Origin of the sequence: Chryseobacterium joostei (genome assembly GCF_003815775.1) — a bacterium.
Taxonomy (GTDB): Bacteria; Bacteroidota; Bacteroidia; order Flavobacteriales; family Weeksellaceae; genus Chryseobacterium; species Chryseobacterium joostei.
Genome location: NZ_CP033926.1, coordinates 1,691,956 through 1,715,129, shown reverse-complemented (window position 1 = coordinate 1,715,129; position 23,174 = coordinate 1,691,956). Strand labels below are relative to the sequence as shown.

At 36.9% G+C, this 23,174-nt stretch carries 22 protein-coding genes; 16 read left to right on the top strand and 6 right to left on the bottom strand.

Features of this window, described 5'->3' with window-relative positions:
• Positions 1 to 65: 65 nt before the first annotated feature.
• A complete protein-coding gene (locus EG359_RS07760) occupies positions 66 to 1,226 on the bottom strand; it encodes a thioredoxin family protein (RefSeq protein ID WP_076352300.1) in 1,161 nt (386 codons plus the stop codon).
• Positions 1,227 to 1,519: 293 nt separating this feature from the next.
• Between EG359_RS07760 and EG359_RS07755 the strand changes: the two genes are divergently transcribed.
• A complete protein-coding gene (locus EG359_RS07755; RefSeq protein ID WP_164463052.1) occupies positions 1,520 to 3,145 on the top strand; it encodes an AraC family transcriptional regulator in 1,626 nt (541 codons plus the stop codon).
• 387 nt (positions 3,146 to 3,532) lie between these two features.
• Here the strand turns inward: EG359_RS07755 and EG359_RS07750 are convergent, their stop codons facing one another.
• From EG359_RS07750 to pruA, 3 genes are all read right to left on the bottom strand, one after another.
• A complete protein-coding gene (locus EG359_RS07750; RefSeq protein WP_076352298.1) occupies positions 3,533 to 3,736 on the bottom strand; it encodes a hypothetical protein in 204 nt (67 codons plus the stop codon).
• Positions 3,737 to 3,949: 213 nt separating this feature from the next.
• Positions 3,950 to 4,168, bottom strand: a complete 219-nt coding sequence (locus EG359_RS07745; protein ID WP_076352297.1) for a cytochrome C551 — start codon at positions 4,166 to 4,168, stop codon at positions 3,950 to 3,952.
• A 340-nt stretch (positions 4,169 to 4,508) separates the two neighbouring features.
• Complete coding sequence (gene pruA / locus EG359_RS07740; RefSeq protein ID WP_076352296.1) at positions 4,509 to 6,134, bottom strand: L-glutamate gamma-semialdehyde dehydrogenase; 1,626 nt, start codon at positions 6,132 to 6,134, stop codon at positions 4,509 to 4,511.
• Between the two features lie 410 nt (positions 6,135 to 6,544).
• On the opposite strand from pruA, the gene EG359_RS07735 reads away from it, so the two are divergent.
• From EG359_RS07735 to EG359_RS07675, 13 genes are all read left to right on the top strand, one after another.
• Entirely contained in the window at positions 6,545 to 6,910 is a 366-nt protein-coding gene (locus EG359_RS07735) for a hypothetical protein (RefSeq protein WP_076352295.1), read from the top strand.
• A 152-nt stretch (positions 6,911 to 7,062) separates the two neighbouring features.
• The gene (gene ureA / locus EG359_RS07730; RefSeq protein ID WP_076352294.1) at positions 7,063 to 7,365 is read left to right on the top strand and encodes an urease subunit gamma; all 303 of its coding nucleotides are present in this window, start codon (positions 7,063 to 7,065) and stop codon (positions 7,363 to 7,365) included.
• 12 nt (positions 7,366 to 7,377) lie between these two features.
• A complete protein-coding gene (gene ureB, locus EG359_RS07725) occupies positions 7,378 to 7,746 on the top strand; it encodes an urease subunit beta (protein ID WP_068944101.1) in 369 nt (122 codons plus the stop codon).
• 1 nt (position 7,747) lies between these two features.
• Positions 7,748 to 9,469, top strand: a complete 1,722-nt coding sequence (ureC, locus tag EG359_RS07720) for an urease subunit alpha (RefSeq protein WP_076352293.1) — start codon at positions 7,748 to 7,750, stop codon at positions 9,467 to 9,469.
• Between the two features lie 85 nt (positions 9,470 to 9,554).
• On the top strand, positions 9,555 to 10,205 hold the full coding sequence (locus EG359_RS07715) for a hypothetical protein (RefSeq protein WP_076352292.1): 651 nt from the start codon (positions 9,555 to 9,557) through the stop codon (positions 10,203 to 10,205).
• Positions 10,195 to 10,704 (top strand): urease accessory protein UreE, encoded by a 510-nt coding sequence (gene ureE / locus EG359_RS07710; RefSeq protein ID WP_076352291.1) that lies wholly within the window; start codon positions 10,195 to 10,197, stop codon positions 10,702 to 10,704. The genes EG359_RS07715 and ureE overlap by 11 nt, the downstream gene beginning before the upstream one ends.
• A gap of 4 nt (positions 10,705 to 10,708) precedes the next feature.
• On the top strand, positions 10,709 to 11,398 hold the full coding sequence (locus tag EG359_RS07705; protein ID WP_076352745.1) for an urease accessory protein UreF: 690 nt from the start codon (positions 10,709 to 10,711) through the stop codon (positions 11,396 to 11,398).
• Between the two features lie 82 nt (positions 11,399 to 11,480).
• Positions 11,481 to 12,119: an urease accessory protein UreG gene (ureG, locus tag EG359_RS07700; RefSeq protein WP_076352290.1), complete on the top strand. Its 639-nt coding sequence runs from the start codon at positions 11,481 to 11,483 to the stop codon at positions 12,117 to 12,119.
• On the top strand, positions 12,120 to 12,908 hold the full coding sequence (locus EG359_RS07695; protein ID WP_076352289.1) for an urease accessory protein UreD: 789 nt from the start codon (positions 12,120 to 12,122) through the stop codon (positions 12,906 to 12,908).
• Positions 12,909 to 13,101: 193 nt separating this feature from the next.
• Positions 13,102 to 13,803 carry a hypothetical protein gene (locus EG359_RS07690; RefSeq protein WP_076352288.1) on the top strand — a complete coding sequence of 234 codons (702 nt, stop codon included), beginning with the start codon at positions 13,102 to 13,104 and terminating at the stop codon, positions 13,801 to 13,803.
• Between the two features lie 124 nt (positions 13,804 to 13,927).
• Positions 13,928 to 14,815 carry an urea transporter gene (locus EG359_RS07685; RefSeq protein WP_076352287.1) on the top strand — a complete coding sequence of 296 codons (888 nt, stop codon included), beginning with the start codon at positions 13,928 to 13,930 and terminating at the stop codon, positions 14,813 to 14,815.
• Positions 14,816 to 15,009: 194 nt separating this feature from the next.
• Entirely contained in the window at positions 15,010 to 17,256 is a 2,247-nt protein-coding gene (locus EG359_RS07680; protein ID WP_076352286.1) for a TonB-dependent receptor, read from the top strand.
• Between the two features lie 264 nt (positions 17,257 to 17,520).
• Positions 17,521 to 18,408, top strand: a complete 888-nt coding sequence (locus EG359_RS07675; RefSeq protein ID WP_076352285.1) for a helix-turn-helix domain-containing protein — start codon at positions 17,521 to 17,523, stop codon at positions 18,406 to 18,408.
• Between the two features lie 8 nt (positions 18,409 to 18,416).
• Here the strand turns inward: EG359_RS07675 and EG359_RS07670 are convergent, their stop codons facing one another.
• Positions 18,417 to 19,529 (bottom strand): DNA topoisomerase IB, encoded by a 1,113-nt coding sequence (locus EG359_RS07670; protein WP_076352284.1) that lies wholly within the window; start codon positions 19,527 to 19,529, stop codon positions 18,417 to 18,419.
• A gap of 199 nt (positions 19,530 to 19,728) precedes the next feature.
• Positions 19,729 to 20,166: a DUF6526 family protein gene (locus tag EG359_RS07660; RefSeq protein WP_076352282.1), complete on the bottom strand. Its 438-nt coding sequence runs from the start codon at positions 20,164 to 20,166 to the stop codon at positions 19,729 to 19,731.
• 364 nt (positions 20,167 to 20,530) lie between these two features.
• Here EG359_RS07660 and EG359_RS07655 point away from each other — a divergent pair, with 364 nt between their 5' ends.
• Both EG359_RS07655 and EG359_RS07650 read left to right on the top strand, forming a co-directional pair.
• Positions 20,531 to 22,300, top strand: a complete 1,770-nt coding sequence (locus tag EG359_RS07655) for an aminopeptidase P family protein (RefSeq protein WP_076352281.1) — start codon at positions 20,531 to 20,533, stop codon at positions 22,298 to 22,300.
• A 307-nt stretch (positions 22,301 to 22,607) separates the two neighbouring features.
• Positions 22,608 to 23,174, top strand: a complete 567-nt coding sequence (locus EG359_RS07650; protein WP_076352280.1) for a Crp/Fnr family transcriptional regulator — start codon at positions 22,608 to 22,610, stop codon at positions 23,172 to 23,174.

Below are 23,174 nucleotides of genomic sequence, written 5' to 3'. Positions count from 1 at the left end.
CAACAGGATACAACATAAAAAAACCGCAGAACAATCTGCGGTTTTTTCATTTTATGGATTACCAATTAAAGGCTTTTTAATAGTTTCTCTGTATCAGAAGAATCCTCTCCTGAACTTTTTGCCAGTTCAATGGATTTTTCAGCCCACATTTTTGCATTTTTCTTATCTCCCATTTTATTGTAAAGATTAGCCAAGGTATCTGTATTGGCGAAATTTTGATCTTTCTTTACAGATTCCTGTGCCCAGGCTACCGCTTTTTCTAATGAAGACTTATTAGTGATGTTTTCAAAAAAGTTCCAAGCCAGTGAATTGAGTTCGCCAGAGCTTGCCGCAGAATAATCCTGATAAATTTCCAGAGCTAATTTCTCATAGGTAGGAATATCCTTGTTTTTTAAAGCTCTGCTGGCTTTTGCTCTTTTTAGAGCCTTTTCAGCATCTTCCTTACTCATTAATTTTTGAGTTTCTGTTATGAAGTAGTTGTCATTCCAGGTTTTTGTATCTGCATTGTAGGCTTTTTTAGAAATTGTATTCAGTTTAACACTTTTATCAAACTTTTCATATCTATCTTCTGGGAAGAATTTTACAATGTCGTTCTTTTTTTGTTGAAAGATCTTATACAAAGGGCTTTCTGTGCTTTGTGTTCCTGCAAGAAGTATTTGAACATCATCTTGATCAAGCTCTTTTTTTTGTGCAAAATAACGATCCAGTACTTTGCCCGCAAACTCTGCATCATTGTACATCGTAAGTCCGGCAAGGTTTTTTAAAAATTCAGGATCTTTCTCTCCCTTTTCAAACTGCAGTTTTAGGGAAGTAAGTCTTTTGTTTGGATCTTCAGCATCCTTTGCAAACTGAATGAAGTCCTTTTCTTCCACATACCCCAGGGTTCTGTGTACCGCTTCACCATTACCATCAATGAATAAATAGGTAGGGAAAGCCTTTACATTATATTTCTTTGCAATATCTACTCCTTCACCTTTTTCCATATCAATTTTGGCATTGATGAAGTGAGAATTATAGTAGTCACCTACAGTCTTAAGTGGGAAAATATTTTTCACCATAAGTTTACAAGGTCCGCACCATGAAGCATAGGCATCTATAAAGACTAATTTGTTTTCTTTTTTAGCCTTGGCAAGGATAGAGGCAAAGTTGCCCTCCTCGAATTTGATTCCCTGCGCCCATGCAAGAGCACCTATGAATAGAGAAGAAAGTATCGCTAATTTTTTCATAAAAACTTTTTATTCCCTGCAAATGTAATAAATATGATGACATTTAAGCCGTTCATATTGAAAATAATTATCAGTGAACTTTGTTTTTAATATAGGTATAGACTCATATGAAGGAAAATCATCTATTGTTTTAGACTTATTGTTAAAATTAATGTAAAATGCATTTTTAGTTAAATGATTAAATTTCAGAAGAATATTTCATTCAAAAGCAAAATATTGCTAATTTTGTAAAAAACAAAAAGACACCTCGTGAAAAAATGATGAATTATTATAGAATAATAATTTATTTTTTTATGTCTAATAATCTACTGAGAATTTTGTTTTTGCTGATCACAGCAATCCCCATATTTGCCCAAAAACAGAACAGCTTCGACCAAGCTTGTGAAAGAACTTCTTCCATCACTGCCTATAAGGATTTAAATAAGGCGATCAAGACGGCAGACTCTCTCTATATGTCGGCACAAAAGCCGGAAGAGAAAGTAAAGAGTCTTTTTCTTTCATCGGAGCTTTATCACCATGCAGGGGAAATTAAAAAAGCCATTTGTTATAGTGAAAATGCCCATTCACTGATCAATCAGATGGGTGATGCCGAATTGATGGCCCGTGTAAGCAGATTATTGTCGAGACAATATAGACAGGTAGGGTTATACGAAAGAGCAAAAAAATACATATTTAAAGGACTGGAAGCTTCAAGGCAAATTGCTGATTTTCAGAAGAGTAATGAAGTGGAGGGACTGCTAAATCAGGAGATGGCTTTCTATGAAATGGAGGTTGGAAACTATGTAAATGCTATAGAACATATTGAACTTTCCTTAAAGAATTTTGAGAAAATAAACAGTCAGAATGAAGATCGAACTTTAGCCGTTTCCTATCAGTTATTGGGAGATGTTTATTTTAAGCTTAATGATTATGATGTTTCTGAAAGCTATTACAAAAAGGCTAAGGAATTACTTAAAGAGGGGAGTTGTACCCTAGGATTAATCTATAATGGGTTGGGAGGAATTCGTATGAAACAGAAAAACTGGAAAGATGCAGAGCTTTATCTAAAAAAAGCAGAAAAAATAGCAGATACTTCCAGAAGCCTCAAGCTTAAAAAAGCCGTATATTCTAATATCAATGATTATTATGAAGGAACCGGAGATAATTATAGAGCTTCTTTATATGCCGTGAAATATGTAAGGGCATATGATAGCATTGCTGCCCGCAATCAGGAATTTATAGGAAAAAGTAATGTGTTGGCAGGCAAAACAAACAAGGGAAATAAGCAAATAAGTATTGCGAAGAATGTTGCAATTGTTATCTTGTTTGTTTCTTTGGTAGGCTTAATTATATTTTTCAGAACAAAGCAAAAAAAGCAACGTTCAAAACTTAGGAATATCATAAGAACCCAGGTGAATATGATTAGTGGCAATAGAACCCAGCTTGTAAAACAGCCTGAGCATTCTGAGTTTTCAAATATATCTGTAGAGGAAATTGAGGAAAAAGACAGTGAAGCAGACAGAAAAAGGAATGATTCTCTAATGACTTCCGAAACCGAAGCCAAGCTGCTTGAACTTCTTGAAGGATTTGAAAAAGGAAATCTATATAACAATAAAGGAATGTCCCTTTCTTTTCTGGCAGGGGAACTTAATACCAACACAAAATACCTTTCTTATGTAATCAATCAGCACAAAAGTGCAGATTTCAAAACCTATATCAACCGATTAAGGATTAATTATATTGTAGATAAGCTGATTAATGACGAAAAATACAGGCAATATAAAATCAGTATCCTTGCTGATGAATGTGGATTCTCTTCACACAGTAAGTTTGCTGCTGTATTCAAGGCGGTTACTGATTTTTCTCCATCATCCTATATTAAATATCTTGATGCTGAAAATCAAACAGGTAAAGGTGTTCATTTTCGCGAAAATGATTAAGAAATAATTTTTTTTTTCATTCTATCTTACCGCTTTTCGTGAAAATGGATAACCTATTGTTTTATGTAACCCTCTTGCTATCCTATCTTTGCGACAGTTTTACGGGAATGAATACAATCATCATGCAGCTCATTAATTTTATCTTCGAAGCCATCCTATTTCTTCTGAAATAAAATTTAAGATAAATTCTCAATACGCTACAAGCCAAACCATGAAACTTTAGATATGGAACACGTGGAGATTATCAGTGTTCCTCTTTTTATCTGCTAAAATTTCTTATTCTAACCAGAATTAAGGATCATACAATATAATCGGGGTTGATTGCCCGGTTTTTTTCAGTCAAGTTTTTTTAAGTGCAAATCCACAGATTATCTGTGGATTTGCGATTTATTTACTTTTTGTACTGTCGGTTTTTGTTTTAGAAGCCTCTATTGGTGTTGGCTCAGAATTAGCCACAGCAGAATCTCCCATCTTGTTTATCAAAGAATCCTTATTATGAGCTTCCTTGAATTCCTCTCTTTTTTCTTTGTTTTGAGCACAGCTTCCAAGGAAAAGAAGTCCGAAAAATGCTCCGATCCATATTTTTTTCATAGAATACTTTTTAATGTTTGGTGTTAATCAAATATAGTGATTTTTGTAAAATTTTAAAAGATCTTCCTGTTAAATTTCACTAGGTGTGTACTTTAGCTCATTTTCATAAGAAGCAAATCGTCAATTAGGCTTTAGTTAAAACCTTAAGATCAAAAAAAATCTGTAGCCATTTCATCTACAGATTTTCCATTTTTAAAATAAACGTTTGCAATTCTATTTAACAGAAGTCGCCGTTGTTGAATCCGTTTTCATCTTCATGTTGTCAGGATTCGTCTTTTTTGTAGTCGTGGTATCAGTGGTAGCAGGTAATGCCTTTTGTGCCTTATCCACTGCTATTGAATCACTGTTACTTGTTGACATGGATGACTCCTTGGTTCCACAGCTCACTGCAAATAATCCTACGCCGATAGCTGTTAGCAATAACTTTTTCATACTATTTTATTTTGGGGTGTAATAGTAAAAAATCAATAACTATTCCTAACAGGGGTAGTGAAATGGTAAAATATAGGTAAAGTTTGTTAAAAGATGTTAGGTAATAGGTAATAGGTAATAGGTAATAGGTTTCGGGATGAGGAGGTTTTGAGTATTAGTATGGTAGGAGTAAAGTTCTTTTCTGACTGTGGAGAACTTTAAACCTTAAACCTTAAACTTTGAATTTTGAACCTTGAATTTTTGAACCATTTTTCATAAAAAAGCCCCGAAACCGAAATTCCGAGGCTATATTGAAAAAACAGACAATCATTACTTATTGCCTATATTTATTATTCATGAATTATCCTAAATATGGATATTTGTAGTCTTTTGGAGAAACGAAAGTTTCTTTTACGCTTCTTACAGATGTCCATCTTAGAAGGTTCATCTTAGAACCAGCCTTATCGTTAGTTCCTGAAGCTCTACCACCACCGAAAGGTTGTTGTCCTACTACAGCACCAGTTGGTTTATCATTGATGTAGAAGTTTCCTGAAGCATTTTCTAAAGCTTTGTAAGCTTCATTAATTGCGTAACGGTCTTGAGAGAATACAGAACCAGTCAATGAATAAGGAGAAGAAGAATCAACTACCTTAAGAGTCTCTTTCCAGTCCTTATCTTCATAAACAAATACAGATAAGATAGGGCCGAAGATTTCTTCTACCATACTTTCATATTGAGAGTTTGTAGTTTCAATTACAGTTGGGTGTACAAACCATCCTTTAGAATCATCACATGTTCCACCAATAGCTACAGTAGCTTCAGAAGATGCATTCGCTCTGTCGATATATCCTTTACATTTTTCAAAAGAATTTTTGTCGATTACAGCATTCACGAAGTTAGAAGTATCTTCCGGAGTCCCTACTTTAATAGTGCTCATCTGAGCCTCCATTACTTTTTTCACATCAGCCCAAAGAGACTTAGGAACATAAGCTCTAGAAGCAGCAGAACATTTTTGTCCTTGGTATTCAAAAGCTCCTCTTACCAAAGCAGTAGCTACAGCTTCTACGTTAGCGGATGGGTGAGCAATTACAAAGTCTTTACCACCTGTTTCTCCAACAATTCTTGGGTATGTTCTATAGTTATGGATATTATCACCGATCATTTTCCACATTCCCTGGAATACTTTTGTAGAACCTGTGAAGTGAAGACCTGCGAAATCTCTGTGAGCCAATACCTTTTCAGCGGTTTCTTTTCCATCCGTGAAGATCATGTTGATTACCCCTGCAGGAAGACCCGCTTCAGTTAATACATCCATGATTACTTTTGCAGAATACACCTGCTTGTCAGACGGTTTCCAAACCACTACGTTTCCTAGCATTGCCATACAAGTAGGAAGGTTTCCAGAGATCGCTGTAAAGTTAAAAGGAGTTACTGCAAAGCAGAATCCTTCCAATGGTCTGTATTCTACACGGTTCCAGATTCCGTTGTCAGAAACCGGCTGCTCAGAATACATTTCTGTCATGAACTCTACGTTGAATCTTAAGAAGTCGATAAACTCACAAGCCGCATCAATTTCAGCCTGGTGTACATTTTTAGACTGTCCGATCATCGTTGCTGCATTAATAACATCTCTGTAAGGACCAGCTAATAGATCAGCCGCCTTTAAGAAAATAGCTGCACGTTGTTCCCAACCTAGTGCGTTCCATTCTTCTTTAGCTGCCAATGCCGCGTTGATAGCGTCATCCACATGCTGCATACCACCTTTGTAATAAAATCCGAAGTCATGAGCATGATCCTGTGGAGACTGAAGCTGTACTTTTTCGTCAGTTTTTACTTCCTTTCCGTTGATGATCATTGGAATTTCAACCTTTTCAGCCCACATTTTCTTGTAGGTATTGATAAGGCTTTTAACTTCTGGAGATCCCGGTACATAAGAATTTACCGGCTCATTTACCGCTAATGGTACTTGCGAAATTGCTTTTGACATATTACGTTTTATTATTTTTATTAAAATTAAATAAGTAAGTTGTATACAAATTTACGATAATTATAAGGAAAGAAAAAAATACCGTATGTTTTTATGAAATAAACTTTTTTGTTAACCAATACGTGATAAATATTATGTATTTGAGAATAGAAGATATTAATATCCTATAATTTCAATTAATGTTTTGAAGAGAAGAAAATAGAGGTGGAAATGTTGTAATTATATGAATAGAGACAAAAAAATATTTGTCATAGTTGGTTTTTTACGCTTAGTCGTTGTAAAATAATTAGTTATGAGTAAATGTGAATTTTCATTAAAATTGCGTTTGTTGCGATTTTGAACATTTTAAATAAATTTTTAGATAGCCTGCCTTTTAAGATTAATCTAATTTTACATCATTATTAACAGGTATGAAAAAAAGAGTCATATTTTTCTCTTTTGTATTGTTTTTCTCAGCTTTATGTGTAAGTCTTTTTGCACATAAAGGGAAAACTCAACCATACTCTGATGTCTTATCAAAAATCCATCTTCTTCAGCAAAAATCGGATCAGCAGACCCAGCCTGAAATCTATAGTTTTTCAGATGCACAGGATGTACAAGATTCCAATGATTGGGAGAAAGTAAAATTTGATTATTCAATACTTGCAGAACAATGGCTAAACTATTTTTTTGCAGATTATTCTTATAATATACAGGTGGCAGCTGTTCAAGGCGGTACCTATATTACAGCACCCAGATACATTCTGTATCATGCCCTGCAGATAGCAGGCTGCTAATCCTTTTTATATTTCAATGATGAATTATGGTTTGTATGAATGTACAGATCTATAAAAATCATTTTCCAATTTTAAATTTCTGAACACTTCTTATTTGCCTTTACGACAAGGCAGACCAGATACTGTTTGCCCAATTTTAAATAAAAAATACTATGCACTTAACACCGAGAGAAACGGAGAAGCTTATGCTATTTCTGGCAGGAGAGCTTGCTCTAAAAAGAAAGGCAAGAGGCCTTAAACTAAATTATCCAGAATCAATAGCATTGATCAGTCATTTTTTGCTTGAAGGCGCAAGAGATGGGAAAAGAGTAGCTGAACTGATGCAGGAAGGAGCCAATCTTCTTACTAAAGATGATGTAATGCCGGGCGTGGCAGAAATGATCCACGATGTTCAGATAGAAGCCACTTTTCCTGATGGAACCAAGCTGGTAACCGTACACAACCCAATCCGCTAATCCCTATTTATTATGATACCAGGAGAAATTTTTGTAAAAGAAGGTACAATTATCTGCAACGAAGGCAGAGAAACTGTAAAAATAAAAGTAACAAATACAGGAGACCGTCCTATTCAGGTAGGTTCACACTTCCATTTTTTTGAAGTCAATAAAGCCATGAGCTTTGACCGTGAAAAAGCTTTCGGAAAGAGACTGAATATTGTAGCAAGTACTGCAGTTCGTTTCGAACCGGGAGAAGAAAAGGAAGTAGAGCTGGTAGAAATAGGAGGAACCAAAAAAGCAATGGGCTTCAATAATTTAGTTGATGGACAGGTAGATTCTGAAGATCAGAAAAAAGCAAGCCTTGCAAAAGTTGAAGAGTTAAACTTTAAAAATCATTAAGATGAGCTTAAACGTAGACAGAAAACAATACGCAAATATATTAGGTCCAACAGCAGGAGACAAAATCAGGCTGGGAGATACTGAAATTATCATAGAAATTGAAAAAGATTTCACCCATTACGGAGACGAAGCCGTTTTCGGAGGTGGAAAAACCGTGCGTGACGGGATGGGACAAAATGTAACAGCAAAAAGAGACGAGGGTGTTCTAGACCTTTGTATTACAGGAGCAGTAATCATTGACCACTGGGGAATTGTAAAAGGTGATATCGGAATTAAAGACGGTAAAATCGTAGGAATCGGAAAAGCAGGTAACCCTGATACGATGGACGGTGTATCTCCTAATATGATTATCGGTGCTTCAACGGAAGTTCATGGAGGAAAAGGATATATCGTAACAGCCGGAGGTATTGATACCCACATTCACTATATCTGTCCACAACAGATTGAAACATCTTTGTATAGTGGAATCACCACAATGATCGGAGGAGGAACAGGTCCCAATGATGGAACTAATGCTACAACGGTTACTCCTGGTAAATTCAATATGCAGAAAATGCTTGAGGCAGCAGAAGAATATCCAATGAATCTTGGTTTCTTCGGGAAAGGAAACTGTTCTGCAGAGGGACCCATTGAAGAGCAAGTAGAAGCAGGTGCTTTAGGGGTGAAGATCCACGAAGACTGGGGAGCAACACCTGCAACGATAGATGCTGCCTTAAAAGTAGCAGATAAATATGACGTTCAGGTGGCCATTCACACAGATACTCTAAACGAAGGAGGTTTCCTGGAAGATACAATGAGAGCAATCAACGGAAGAGTAATCCACACATTCCATACAGAAGGTGCTGGTGGAGGACATGCTCCGGATATCATTAAAGCAGCAATGTATCCCAATGTACTACCGGCTTCTACAAACCCAACACGTCCTTACACAATCAATACCATTGATGAGCATTTGGATATGTTGATGGTATGCCACCACCTGAGCAAGAATATACCTGAAGATGTAGCATTCGCAGATTCACGTATTCGCCCTGAAACGATTGCAGCAGAGGATATTCTTCACGATATGGGAGTGTTCAGTATCATGAGTTCCGATTCTCAGGCAATGGGAAGACCGGGTGAAGTCATCACAAGAACCTGGCAGACGGCCAGTAAAATGAAAGAGCAGAGAGGTGATTTAGCAGAAGATAAAGATAGCGGAAACGATAATTATCGTGCAAAAAGATATGTTGCGAAATATACCATCAACCCTGCCATTGCACACGGTATTTCAGAATATGTAGGATCTCTTGAAGAAGGGAAATTAGCAGATTTAGTGATCTGGAAACCTGCATTATTTGGAGTAAAACCTGAAATGATTGTAAAAGGAGGATTTGTAATTGCTGCTAAAATGGGAGACCCGAATGCATCTATCCCAACGCCACAGCCCATTATCTACAGAAATATGTTTGGTGCCCACGGAAAAGCTAAGTTTGGTATTTGTGCCAACTTTGTTTCGCAGGTTTCTATCGATAACGGAACCATTGCTTCTTACAAATTAGAAAAAATGATTCTTCCGGTAAAAAACTGTAGAAATATTTCCAAGGCAGACCTTATCCATAATGACAAGACTCCTTTAATTGAAGTGAATCCTGAAAACTATAAAGTAACGGTAGATGGTGAATATATCACTTGCGAACCGGCAGAGAAACTTCCTTTAACGCAGTTGTATTACTTGTTCTAAAATAAACCTGACTGATCTTATAGGCTTCCAGTGCCTATAAGATTTACTCAAGCAAAATTTAAAATAATGATAAAATAAGTTTAGAATGAAATATTTAAATAAAACAGTTTTTTCTTTTGCATTAGCCGGATTGTCTATGCTTTCAGGAAATGTAAACGCTCAGTTGCTGGGAGGGCACAGACTTAAAAGTGATGAAGACGGACCAAAAGGACAATTTATGGTCTATGGCTCATTGGATTACTCTAAAGTTACCACACCATCAAGTAGCAGCAGTACTGTTTCCAGTGCACCGCTTGGAGTAGGGTACTTCATCAATAATAATGATCTTGTTGGAGTCAATTATGCATATTCTCAGAACTCTGTTAATCATGATGTTGTGTATAAGCAAAATGAAGCAGGAGTTTGGTACAGCCCATCATTGATGCTCGGAAAATACTTCGTGTTGATAGGGCAGGTAGATGCTCATTATGTTTGGGGACAGCAGGTATCCGGAACAGCAGATTCTATGCAGAACTTTACAGGATTCCGTCTTCGTGCTTATCCTTTAATCGGGATATTACTCGGGAGTGGCTGGGCCTTGAAATTCAAATTTGCTGAGCTTTCTATGCTTCAGACCAAAGTAAAAGAGGTGGGCTGGACCAAAAGCTATGTGGCAGGAATCAGTGGTTCAACATTCGGAGTAGGCATTTCTAAAAACTTTGACTTCAGAAAAAAATCGAAAAAAGATGATAATTAATCAAACCATAGGCAACCTAACCGAAAATCCTACAGAAAAAATTATAGATTATCTGGATCTGGAATGGTTTGAAACCACCAAAAGGATCCAACGCAAAAAAACCAGACTGGGAACTGATGTTGCCATTAAGTTTCTTAAAGAGGGACAACGTTTGCGCGAGGGTGATATTCTTTTTGAGGATACAGAAAAAGTAATAGCCATCAATGTTTTGGAGACAGATGCTATTGTAATGAAGCCGGGTTCTTTATTGGAAATGGGAACCGTATGCTATGAAATTGGGAACAAGCATATTCCGCTTTTCATTCAGGATGATAAAGTGCTGCTTCCTTTTGAAATGCCCATCTTCAGATGGCTGGAAGCAAGTGGTTTCAAACCGGAAAAACAAACCGTAAAGCTGTTGAACCTCCTCAAATCCAATGTAGAACCTCATGGACATGGAAGTCTTGGTTCAACAATCTTCACTAAAATCCTAAAAATGGCAGCTCCAAAAGATGAATAATACTATGAATATCAATTTTTTATCAGGCCTGCTTCATCTTGCAGATCCAACACTTCCGATTGGGGGCTACACTCACTCCAACGGACTGGAAACCTATGTACAGGAAAGAATTGTACATAATCTGGAAACAGCAAAGGAATTTGTGCAGAACATGCTTCAGTACAATCTCAAATTCAATGACGGAGCTTTTGTAAAACTGGCCTACAAAGCAGCAGAAAACAATGATCTACAATTATTGTTAAAGCTGGATAATGAATGCAATGCCATAAAATGCCCCAAAGAAATTCGCCAAGCCAGCCAAAAACTAGGTTTAAGGTTGATCAAGATATTCAAGAGAAGAGATAGTTTTCCTTTTATGGAGGCCTTTGAAAAAGCAGTTCAAAACAAGGAAGCCAATTCTCATTACTGCATCGTGTTCGGGGTATATGCTTATTTAATGAAAATTCCTTTATATGAAGCATTACTGGGCTTTTATTATACCTCTGTTGCGGGAATGATTACGAATGCAGTGAAGCTGGTGCCTCTGGGACAGCTTGACGGGCAGGATATTCTCTTTTCCCTATATCCTGTAATGGAAAAAACAGTCTGGGAAACCATGGAACTGGACAGGGATATGGTAGGGCTTTGTAATACAGCTTTTGATATCAGATGTATGCAGCATGAAAGGCTTTATTCAAGACTTTATATGTCGTAGATCGTTGAAAACATGAAAGGATTCTTTATTAAATAAAAACCTTAGCGCTCCGGCGTTAAAAACAAAATAAATTTTAGAAAAAATGGAAAATAGAAAATATATAAAAGTAGGGGTAGCAGGACCTGTAGGATCAGGGAAAACTGCATTACTGGAACGTTTAAGCAGAAAATTATTCGGGAAATATGATCTTGGAGTAATTACCAATGATATTTATACTAAGGAAGATGCCGAATTTATGGCTAAAAATAGTCTTCTTCCACACAACAGAATTATCGGAGTAGAAACAGGAGGCTGCCCACACACTGCCATTCGTGAAGATGCAAGTATGAACCTTGAAGCAGTAGATGAGCTGGCTGAACGTTTTCCGGATATTGAATTGGTTCTTATTGAGAGTGGTGGAGATAACCTTTCCGCAACATTCAGCCCGGACCTTGCAGACGTTACCATCTTTATCATTGACGTTGCAGAAGGAGAAAAAATTCCTAGAAAAGGAGGGCCGGGGATTACAAGATCAGACTTATTGATCATTAACAAGATTGACCTTGCCCCTTATGTAGGAGCGAGTCTGGAAGTAATGGAAAATGATGCCAGAAGAATGAGAAAAGGAAATCCATTTGTATTTACCAATCTTAAAACAGATGAAGGGCTGGATAAAGTAATCGGTTGGATAAAAAAATATGCTCTTTTAGAAGAAATTGAAGAACCGAACCTTGTAAGATAAATGGATAGTCGTTTAAATATTATCGCAGGATTCAAGGGAGGAGAATCATATGTGAAAGATCTTTATGTTTCACTTCCTTTCAGGGTTGTTTCTGTGGGACAACGAAAAAGCGATAAAAAACAGTATCAGATGATCATGAGTTCTTCTCCCGGAATTTTGGATGGAGACCATTATCACCTTGATGTGGCCCTTGAAAAAGGAGCTTCTCTTCAGTTGCAGTCACAATCGTATCAGAGGCTTTTCAATATGAAAGATAAGGCCCTTCAGGAGCTGAATGTTACCATGGAGGATGAAACGTCCTTCGCCTATGTTCCGCATCCCATTGTTCCCCATGAAGATTCCAACTTTAAAAGTAAAGCGAATGTTCAGATCGGGAAAAACAGCCAGATTATCATCAGTGAGATTATTACTTGTGGAAGGAAACACTATGGAGAAGTCTTTAAGTTGAAACGTTTTCAAAACCTTATGGAAATCTACCATCAAAATAAACTGGTAGTGAAAGATAATGTGGTGATTCAGCCTGACATGATTCCCATTAGCAGCATTGGAAATCTGGAACAGTATACCCATCAGGGAACTTTAATATTCTACAGTACAAAGGAGAATGTAGACAAGAATGGGTTGATAGAAACCATTGTGGAGGTAGCAGCAGTACATCTTGAAGAAATGGAGGTAGGGGTTTCTGCCATGGAAGATAATGGTTTTGTAGTAAGAGCTTTGGGGCATGGAGGAGAATTGATGTACAATTTCTTTCTTCATATTCAGGAAATTCTCTGGTCTTTAGAATAAAAAATTAAAATGATTCTTATGTAGGTTGAGAGTATAGTTGAATATTAAAAAAAACTACAGATTGATCAGATTTTCGCATTGAATTCAAGCATAGTCATCTGCGAAATCTCCAAAATCTGCGAGAAAAATGTTCAATAGAAAAAGATTTACCCAAAACTTAACAAAGAATCTGGAACAACAGAATAAATAGAAAATGGATAGTACAGTTTGGGCGCTCCTTTTGAGTGCCATTTCAATAAGCTTTATACATACAGCATCGGGACCAGATCATTACCTGCCGTTCATCGTGATCTCAAAATCCAAGAAATGGAGCGGAATGAAAACAGCTGTTTTAACTGTTGTTTGTGGGTTAGGACACGTATTAAGCTCTTTGATTTTAGGCTTCATCGGTGTTTTTTTAGGATGGCAGCTGAATAAAATATCATGGTTTCAGGATATCAGGGGGAACTTTTCAGGATGGGCACTGCTTATCTTTGGTGGAGTTTATCTGGTGTATGGGCTGGTTCAGGCCATCAGAAATAAACCTCACAAGCACTTTGATGTAATGGGAGATGATGTTTATGTGTATGAGCATAACCACAGTGAAGTGGTAATGTCGCAAAAAAGAATAAAAGTAACTCCGCTTGTCCTTTTTATGATCTTTGTAATGGGACCAAGTGAACCTTTGATTCCTTTATTATTCTATTCCGGAGTAAAGCATTCCATGTCGGAGATTATAGTGCTTGTTACTTCATTTACAGCAACTACGGTACTTACCATGCTTGGGATGGTTCTTTTAGGTCGTTATGGCTACTCAACACTATTCAATACAGAAAAACTTGAAAGATATATGGGAGTAGTAAGCGGAGCTGTGGTAACGGTTTGCGGAGTCGGAATGGTCTTTCTGGGATGGTAAGAAGTTAGAATGTGGTAGAGTTTGAGAGTTGTAGAGTGATAGCAATAACTTTCAACTCCAACCTCCAACCTCAAATCTAAGTTCTACTATCTCATTATATAAAATACATTATACAAAAAAAACTATGGACGAATTTTTTAAAAAAATACCCTTTATAGACAATGTTTTAAAAGGGATTGGGCAAATTATGCTTCAGGAAAACAGATGGACCGGGCTTTTGTTTCTCATAGGAATTTTTATGGGAAGCTGGCAGGGAGGGGTTGCAGTATTACTTTCAACAGCCGCTGGAACTTTTACAGCTATGAAGCTTAAATATGATCAATCCCAAATTAATGCCGGATTATACGGTTTCAGTGCAGCGCTGGTAGGAGTCGCATTATCTTTTGTATTTCAGACAACCTTGTTGATCTGGGTGCTTATTGTGTTGGGGGGAGCTTTGGCCGCTATTATTCAGCATTTCTTTATTCAAAAGAGAATTCCGGTATTTACTTTTCCTTTTATCATTATTACTTGGGTATGTGTTTTTGCACTACACTCTTTCACACAGATTCCTTCTTCTGCGGCCATTTCTGCGGTTACAGAACCTGTTGATTATGATGATTTCCTTACCTGCACCAATGCCTTTGGTGAAGTTATATTTCAGGGTGGTGTACTTTCGGGAGTTATTTTCTTTATTGCTGTTTTTATCAGTTCACCGGCTGCCGCTTTATATGGTTTTTTAGGAGCTATTTTAGGATCTTATGTATCTCATATGCATGGTGAGCCTATTGATAAAATTCACATGGGACTTTTTGGTTTCAATGCTGTGCTTTCTGCCATCGTTTTTTCAGGATTCAAGAAAGCAGATGGGATTTGGGTTTTCATAGCTGTGGTATTAACGGTACTCATTGATGATTATCTGGTAGACAATAATACCTTGGGTGCAGTAGGCGGAGTACTTACTTTCCCGTTCGTAGCAGGAACATGGATTACACTTTTCATTCAAAAGCTTTTTATAAAGGTAAAAGGGTAGCGCTGGATTTGAGTCTTTTGTTAGGCGGAAGCTTTCCTAATATTGTTCAGTAAAACCTCTCTAAGCAGACATTCATAAGTCAAAATATTAAAAATTAGATAAAAGAATTAACAAACTTAATGTACAATGTTTCTAAGGCAAGTTAAAGATCATAAACACATTTTACATTGTACATTTTTCAAAAAAAGATTAAAATGAAGATAACTAAAATAGCAGCAGTATTTCTGGTAATGGCATTAAGTGGTAAAGCAATGGCTCAGGAAGCAGAAAAACAGCTGTTAATAAAAGATGCAGATGACAAATTTCCCATTGCAGATGCCTTGGTAAAATACGACCACGGAAATAGCCACACCCATACGGGAACAGACGGTACCTTTGCCATTCCTGTTAAATCTCTTCCCGATACGCTGGTGATCAGCCGTCAGGGATATGATGAGGTAAAATGGGTAGTTACCAATGATGAAGATAAAAATAAGGTTATTTTTTTACAGCATAAACCGTTTCAGATTTCAGAAGTAGCCATCAATCACAGTTCATTTCTGTCTGCCATCACCAAAGTTGACCTGAACAAATTTCCAGTCAATTCAGCGCAGGATCTGTTGAGAAAAGTACCGGGGCTATTCATTGCACAGCATGCCGGAGGAGGAAAGGCAGAACAGCTTTTTTTAAGAGGATTTGATGCAGATCATGGTACAGATGTAAGTGTGAATGTAGACGGAATGCCTGTAAATATTGTTTCTCATGCCCATGGACAGGGATATTCTGACCTACATTTTGTGATCCCTGAAACAGTAAATAATATCGATTTTGGAAAAGGAGCTTACTATATGGACCGTGGAGATTTTAACACGGCAGGGTATGTTGATTTTCAAACCTATAATGGATTGAAAAATAGTATGATCAAGCTGGAGGGAGGTTCATTTAATTCCAAAAGGGTATTGGGAATGTTCAATATCCTGCATGATGATCTGGGGAGAAAAAATGCCTATATCGCTGCGGAATACAACTATACGGACGGACCTTTTGATGTAAAGCAGAACTTTAACAGAGTTAATATTTTCGGAAAGTATAACCAATGGCTTACTGATAATGATTATTTCAATATTCAGTTTTCAACATTCAATTCTTCATGGAATGCCTCAGGACAAATCCCTGAACGTGCCGTAGACGAGGGAATTATTGGCAGATGGGGGAGCATAGATCCTACTGAAGGCGGGAGGACTTCCAGAACAAATCTTCAGATGAATTTTAAGCATATCATTTCACCTTCTGAGCAGATAGATGCCATGGCTTTTTATTCAAAATATAACTTCAACCTCTATTCCGATTTTACCTTTTACTTAAAAGATAAAGATCATGGAGATGAAATTCAGCAGACAGACGGAAGAAATATTTACGGTGCAGAAGTGAAGTATACCAAAAGTTTCTCGCTTCCCAACAGCTCACTGAACTGGACCTCCGGAATAGGATTAAGAAATGATGATATCAATACATTACAGCTTAACCACGTCTATCACAGAGATCTATTACTCAACAGGATGTCAGATGTAAACGGAACGGAAACCAATCTTCATGCCTACACAGGGCTTGTTTGGAAAACAGGAAAATGGACAATCAATCCTGCATTGAGAGTAGATCACTTTATTTTCAATATGCATAACCTTTTGGATGCAGAACAATTACCATCCGGACAATCTAAGGAAGCAACAAGGCTAAGTCCTAAACTAAACTTCTCCTATGCACAGAACGATAACGTAATGTGGTTCCTGAAAACAGGAATGGGCTTCCACTCCAATGACCTGAGAGTAGTAGTTCCAAATAAAAATGAAAATACCCTTCCTTATTCCATTGGTGCCGATTTTGGGGTAAGATTACACCCTTTCAAATCGCTTATTATTACTCCTGCCGTTTGGTATATGGATCTGCAGCAGGAATTTGTATATGTAGGAGATGATGCCGTGGTAGAGCCATCCGGAAAATCAAGACGTTTTGGTGCCGATTTGGGAATTCGTTTTCAGCCATTGGAAAACTTTTACCTGAATGCCGATATCAATTACTCCCACGGAAGATTCATCGAAGAAGAAAAAGGTCAGGATTACATTCCATTGGCACCGGTAGTTACCAGTACAGGATCTGTAAACTGGGACTTCCTGAACGGTTTCTCATTAGGACTTCAGTACCGTTACCTTGGAGAAAGGCCGGCTGTGGAAGATAACAGCATCAAGACAAAAGCTTACTTCGTAAATGATCTGATGCTTTCCTACAACCGTCAGAAGTGGGGAGCGAATATTCAGGTTAACAACCTTTTCAATGTAAAATGGAATGAAGCCCAGTTTGCAACAGAAACCCAATTGAAGGGGGAAGCAGAGCCTATCACAGATCTTACTTACACACCGGGAAGCCCGTTTGGGGTGAGAGTAGGAGTGTACTATAAGTTTTAAGTATAATGTATAATGTATAATGTATAATGTATAATGTATAATGTATAATGTATAATGTATAATGTATAATGTATAATGCGTGGTGTATCACATTTTATTAAATAGTCTGAAATAGCCAGAGTATAATTAAATAAGAAGAAAAATTCCTTTTATAATAACAATTATTGATAGCACTATTTATACATTATACATTTTTCATCCGACATTGTACAAAACCATTCATATATTCAATTTCAGCATTAAATTTGTAATAATCAATTCATCATGGAAGTATTATCCAATTTTCAATACAAAAAACTGTTTCTTCCGAATATCGCGGAGAAAATATTAGTCAATAATGCGGATATACAGCTTTATCGGATAGAGAATTATCTTAAAGGGATTCTTATGCCGGTCATTCCGTACCGTACAACCTTTAACTTTATTATTTTCGTTACCAAGGGACATATTAAACAGTATCTGGAAAACAAGGAATACCATGCTGAAAAAGGAGGCGTAATCTTCATTAAACAGGGAACAATAACAGCAACTGTGGAATTATCTGATGATATCGAAGGTTTTTTTCTTGCCTACGAAAATAATATTCTGTCTGAACAGGAACTACCAAAGCACAAAAGCAGTATTTTCTTCATGACGCCTTTCCTTAATCTGGATAGCCTTACGTATGGAACCATCACGCAGCTTCTACTCATTATGGAACAGGAATTATGGCTGAGTAATCTTAATGTTAATGATGTTGTAGTCACCATGCTTCACCTTATTCTGATCAAAATGCTGAGTACAGACTCAGATACCCACCACAAGTCTGCGACCCGCCCTATGGAATTGTCACTTCAGTTCCGGGATCTTTTGTTCAAATATCATGTCGGGGAAAAGCGAGTGGCATTCTATGCTGATAAACTATCCGTAACAGAAAGTTATCTGAATAAATGTGTAAAAAGCGTGACGCAGAAATCACCGAAACAATGGATCAATGAGATTGATATCAATTACAGTAAGGCATTGCTCCATTCCAGTAAAGATATTGCAGAGATTGCCTATGAACTGAATTTTCATACTGCGTCCCATTTTACCCAACTTTTCAAAAAAATTGCAGGCATTACCCCAAAAGAATACAGAACCCAGTTTTTGAAGAACAGGGTTTCTAAGTAAATATAATTTTAAACGACTATTTTTTCATTTTCCAGAATTTTAAGAACAAGCTTTTCTTCTTGCGTCAGATCAGCTTTTCCGTCATTTTCTTCAATAATTTCCAATTCGTCAAGATATTTTTTGATCGTATTGTTTTCATAAAGATTGATAACCAGGGGATGTACATAGTATTTCCTGCAAACGGCAGTGGTGTTTCCGAGATGTTCTGCAACAATATCCAATGCCTCCTTTACATTCTTTTTATATTGGGTATCATTTTCTGCATATCCAATCTCCTTAAAGGCAATCAATGCACTTACAGTTCCGGACCACGTCCTGAAATCCTTGGCGGTAAAATCTTCGCCACTTATTTCCTTGATGTAATCATTCACCATCCCGGAATCTACAGAATGTAGGTTTCCCTCCTCATCAAAATATTGAAAAAGCTCCTTTCCGGGGATATCTTTGCATTTTTGTACCAATCTTGCCAATTTTTTGCTCCTGAGATCTATTTGATGCATAACCCCTTTCTTTCCCTTAAATGAAAATGTTATTTTTTGCCCCTTGATTTTTACATGTTTATCCTTGAGTGTAGTAAGGCCAAAGGAACCATATAGCTTTTCATATACATTATTGCCAATACGGATATTGGTTCTTTGCAATAGACTTACAATTAAGGCAAGAATCTTACGTTTTTCAAAGGTTCTCAAGGCGAGGTCTTGTTCTATATGAAGTCGGATATCCGGTAGTGCATACCCAAATTGCAGCATTCTGTAGAATTTTGTATGATTTCTCAAGGCACTCCATAAAGGATGATAGCGATACTGTTTCCTTTGTTTTGCATCAAAGCCTGTTGCCTGAAGATGTCCGTTTTCTAACGCACAAATCCATACGTTTTCCCACGCAGGCGGAATCACCAGCTTATTAATTCTAGTGATTTCATCTTTCTCCTTTATTTTTTTGCCATCCTTGTAATAAGAATACTTTTTACCGTTTTTTTTACGCGTAATTCCGGTATTTTCTGCATCGGTGGTATATACGAGATGTACTGCCTTTGCAGAAGCTTCCGGATCCTTCATGATTTTTACAATCTTTGATGGCTTCAGGTGAGAGATCATCTCCAAATCTGTATTCTCCTCCATAGAAAATGGTTAAGAGTTTTTACCTTTCGAAAAAATCAGTAAAAGAATCACTACTATTACACAGACTAAGAGGATTCCCCACCACATTCCAGCCTTAAAAATTGTTTCAACCGCTGTACAGCCTGTTAGGGTCAACAAACTGAATATCGTTATACTGTAAAAGCTCCACTTTTTCATAGGTCTATATTTTGTTGATGTATTAAACTCTGAGTTGATCAGCTTTCCAGTTTTTAATAGATCTTTTGATCTCGTCCCCGGAAATATTTTCATTCAGTGCTTTGTATAAAAGCTCCTTAAATTCATCATCATACGTAAATCTAAGGGCAGCAATCTGGTCGAATCTCAATTTTTCAACCGTTTCATCAGATCTTTTATTGAAAATCTCAAAATACCGTTGCCTGAACTCAAGAATAACCATACGGTTCTGAAGTCCAAGAGCATAATGCTGCCTTGTCATAAACGCAAGATAAAAAAGCAGAAAGATCACAATAGAAAATAGGCTCCAGATCAGTTTATTATTTGGATCATCCCATATTTTATAGATTCCGAGTACCTCCAATATAATCAATAAAGGAAGATAGATAAAATGATGTGGGGGATAAAACTTCCTGTGATTTTTATAATTCTGCTGTTTCATATCGTAGAATGCAGCAATAATCTTTCCAAAAAGGTATTATTTTGATAATTAAATTGTTTTTTATGTTATGAAATATGTTTGTTGTTTTATTTAATTCGTTGAAAATTTTAAATCATTAAGTGGAAATAAAGAAATATTATAGAATGGAATATACAACTGCCATTTGTTATAAAAGGGCTGTAAATTATATGAAAGCCAGTTTTATTGGTCTCCAATATTTTCAAATTCAATGATAAGACCTGCCAATTAATATCATCAACCAGAATTAATAAAAAAATAACAGATTATTAAAGGAAAATAGGATATTGATTTAACTCTCTGACTTCAAATTTTTCGTAACTTTCGGTGTTTAAAAAAGAAAAGAATGACTTCAAAGGAAAAAGTTGCTGCGCTTCGTGAAGAAATGCAGAAAAATAATGTTGATGCATTTATAGTATATTCTGCAGATCCTCATATGAGTGAGTATCTTCCTGAAGAATGGCAGGAGAGATCTTGGCTTTCAGGATTTTTAGGTTCTGCCGGTTTTGTGGTAATTACCAAAAATAAAGGCGGACTTTGGACCGACGGAAGATACTTTACACAAGCTGCCATTGAATTGGACGGTTCAGGAATCGACCTTTTCAAGGACGGAATGGAAGGAACTCCCAATTATATCGATTGGATCATTTCTGAAATTCCTGCCGGTGGTAAAGTGGCTGTAAATGCCTTAGCTGCTTCTAATGCCAATTGGGAACTGCTTTCTCAAAAATTTAATTCAAAAAATATTACCCTTGCTGATATCCCTCTTTTAAAGGAGGTTTGGAAAGAAAGAGGAACTCCATCCACTAACCCGATCTTTGTACACCCTGTAGAAAGAGCCGGTAAATCTGTGGCTGATAAAATTTCTGCTATCCGTCAGAAGATGGAAGAGCAGGAAGCAACCGTTCATATCATTTCCAGTCTGGATGATGTAGCATGGACCTCTAACCTTAGAGGAAGCGATGTACAAAGCAATCCTGTATTTTTAGGGTACATTGTTATCACTAAAAATGATGCTGTTCTATTCACAGGTTTGGAAAAACTTGAAGTGGCAGCCAGAAAACAAATGGATGATTCTTTCGTGAAAATGATGCCTTACGAAGAATTTTATAACTATCTGAAAGATTTCAAAAATGAAAAAGTATTGGTTTCTCCAAACAGTAACCAGCAGATTTTTGAAACATTAAAGGCAGATAACCAATTTATCAAGGCTCCGGTTCCTGGAAACCTGATGAAGGCCCAGAAAAACGAAGCTGAACTGGAGGGGTTCAGAAAAGTAATGGTAAGAGACGGGGTAGCCATGGTGAAATTCCTTTACTGGTTAACTCACAATGCAGGAAAAGAAGCGATGAATGAATACTCCATCGGCGAAAAGCTGAGAAGCTTCCGTGCTGCAGGAGAGAACTTTGTAGGAGAAAGCTTCGGTTCCATTATAGGATATAAGGATAATGGTGCCATTATGCATTATTCTGCAAAGAAAGAAGGAAGTAAAGAAGTAACCAACGAAGAAACGATCCTTGTAGATTCAGGAGGTCAGTATCTTGAGGGAACTACAGATATTACAAGAACTTTTGCATTAGGAACGCCATCAGAAGAGTTCAAAAGAAACTCTACATTGGTATTGCAGGGCTTGATCCGTTTATCAATGGTAAAGTTCCCGAAAGGAACAAAAGGAGTACACTTAGATGCCATTGCAAGGCTTCCGCTATGGATGGAGGGGAAAGACTTCAACCACGGAACAGGACATGGCGTGGGAAGCTTCATGAACGTACATGAGGGACCACAAAGCATCAGAAAAGATATGAATCCTCAGGACCTTCTTCCTGGGATGGTTTGTTCCAACGAACCTGGATATTATCTAGAAGGACAATACGGAATTCGTCATGAAAATCTTATTGCGGTAAAAGAAGCAGAGAAAACAATTCACGGAACATTCTATGAATTTGAAACATTGACGTTCTGCCCGTTCTTTAAAGATACTATTGTTAAAGAAATCCTTTCAGAAACAGAAATCGAATGGTTGAACAGCTACCACAAAACTTGTGAGGAAAAAATAGGTCCTCATTTGGATGGGGAAGTTAAAGAATGGTTCTTACAGCTGGTAAGCCCGCTTTAATAAACCAGACTTAAACATTAAACTCTGATATTGAGCCTTAAACCTCAATTTTAAACAAAATAATTGTTAGATAAGCTAAAGTCCTGTAAGTGTTTCTTGCAGGGCTTTTTCATTTATACAACCGTATTTTTACGGATAAAAATTTAGGGATTCCCCTGATGCGGGGAAATTAGACTGTATTTATCTTTGTGACAACAAAACATCATTCATATCTTCATACAATAACTTAGTAAATTCAAAACGGTTGATCATCCCACTCTGGGATGATTTTTTTTATTTATTTTCGCCGTACAAGAAACTTGAAACAATGGCACATGATTTTTTTCGAAGCTTTAATCTATTTTCAGAAAGCGAGATTGAGGGCTTTTTACAGCTTTTTGAGCTTAGAAAAGTAAATAAGAATGACTATTTCATCCACGAAGGCGAAAGATGCAGGGAAGTAGCATTTATTAAATCCGGTATCTTCCGTTCTTTTTATCTTTCTGACGACGGTAAGGATATGACCTACTGTTTCAGGTTTCCTAATACACTTATGGCGGCGTATTCATCATTTATTTCCGGATCTCTCAGTAAGGAAAATATGCAGGCCATTAATGATGCAGAACTGTTGGTTCTCAAAAAAGAATCGATGGATGCAATTATACAGGATAATCTTAACTGGACCAAGTTTTTAAAAATTATTGCAGAACAGGAATACCTTGAGCTTGAAAATAGATTTTTTCAGCTTCAGAGAGACAGTGCCTCCCAACGTTACGCGGCTCTTCTGGAAAACTATCCGGACTATATTCAAAAAATTCCGTTACAATATCTGGCATCCTATTTAGGGATTACCCAGAGGCATTTAAGCCGTATCAGAAAGGAAGTTTCTTTTTAG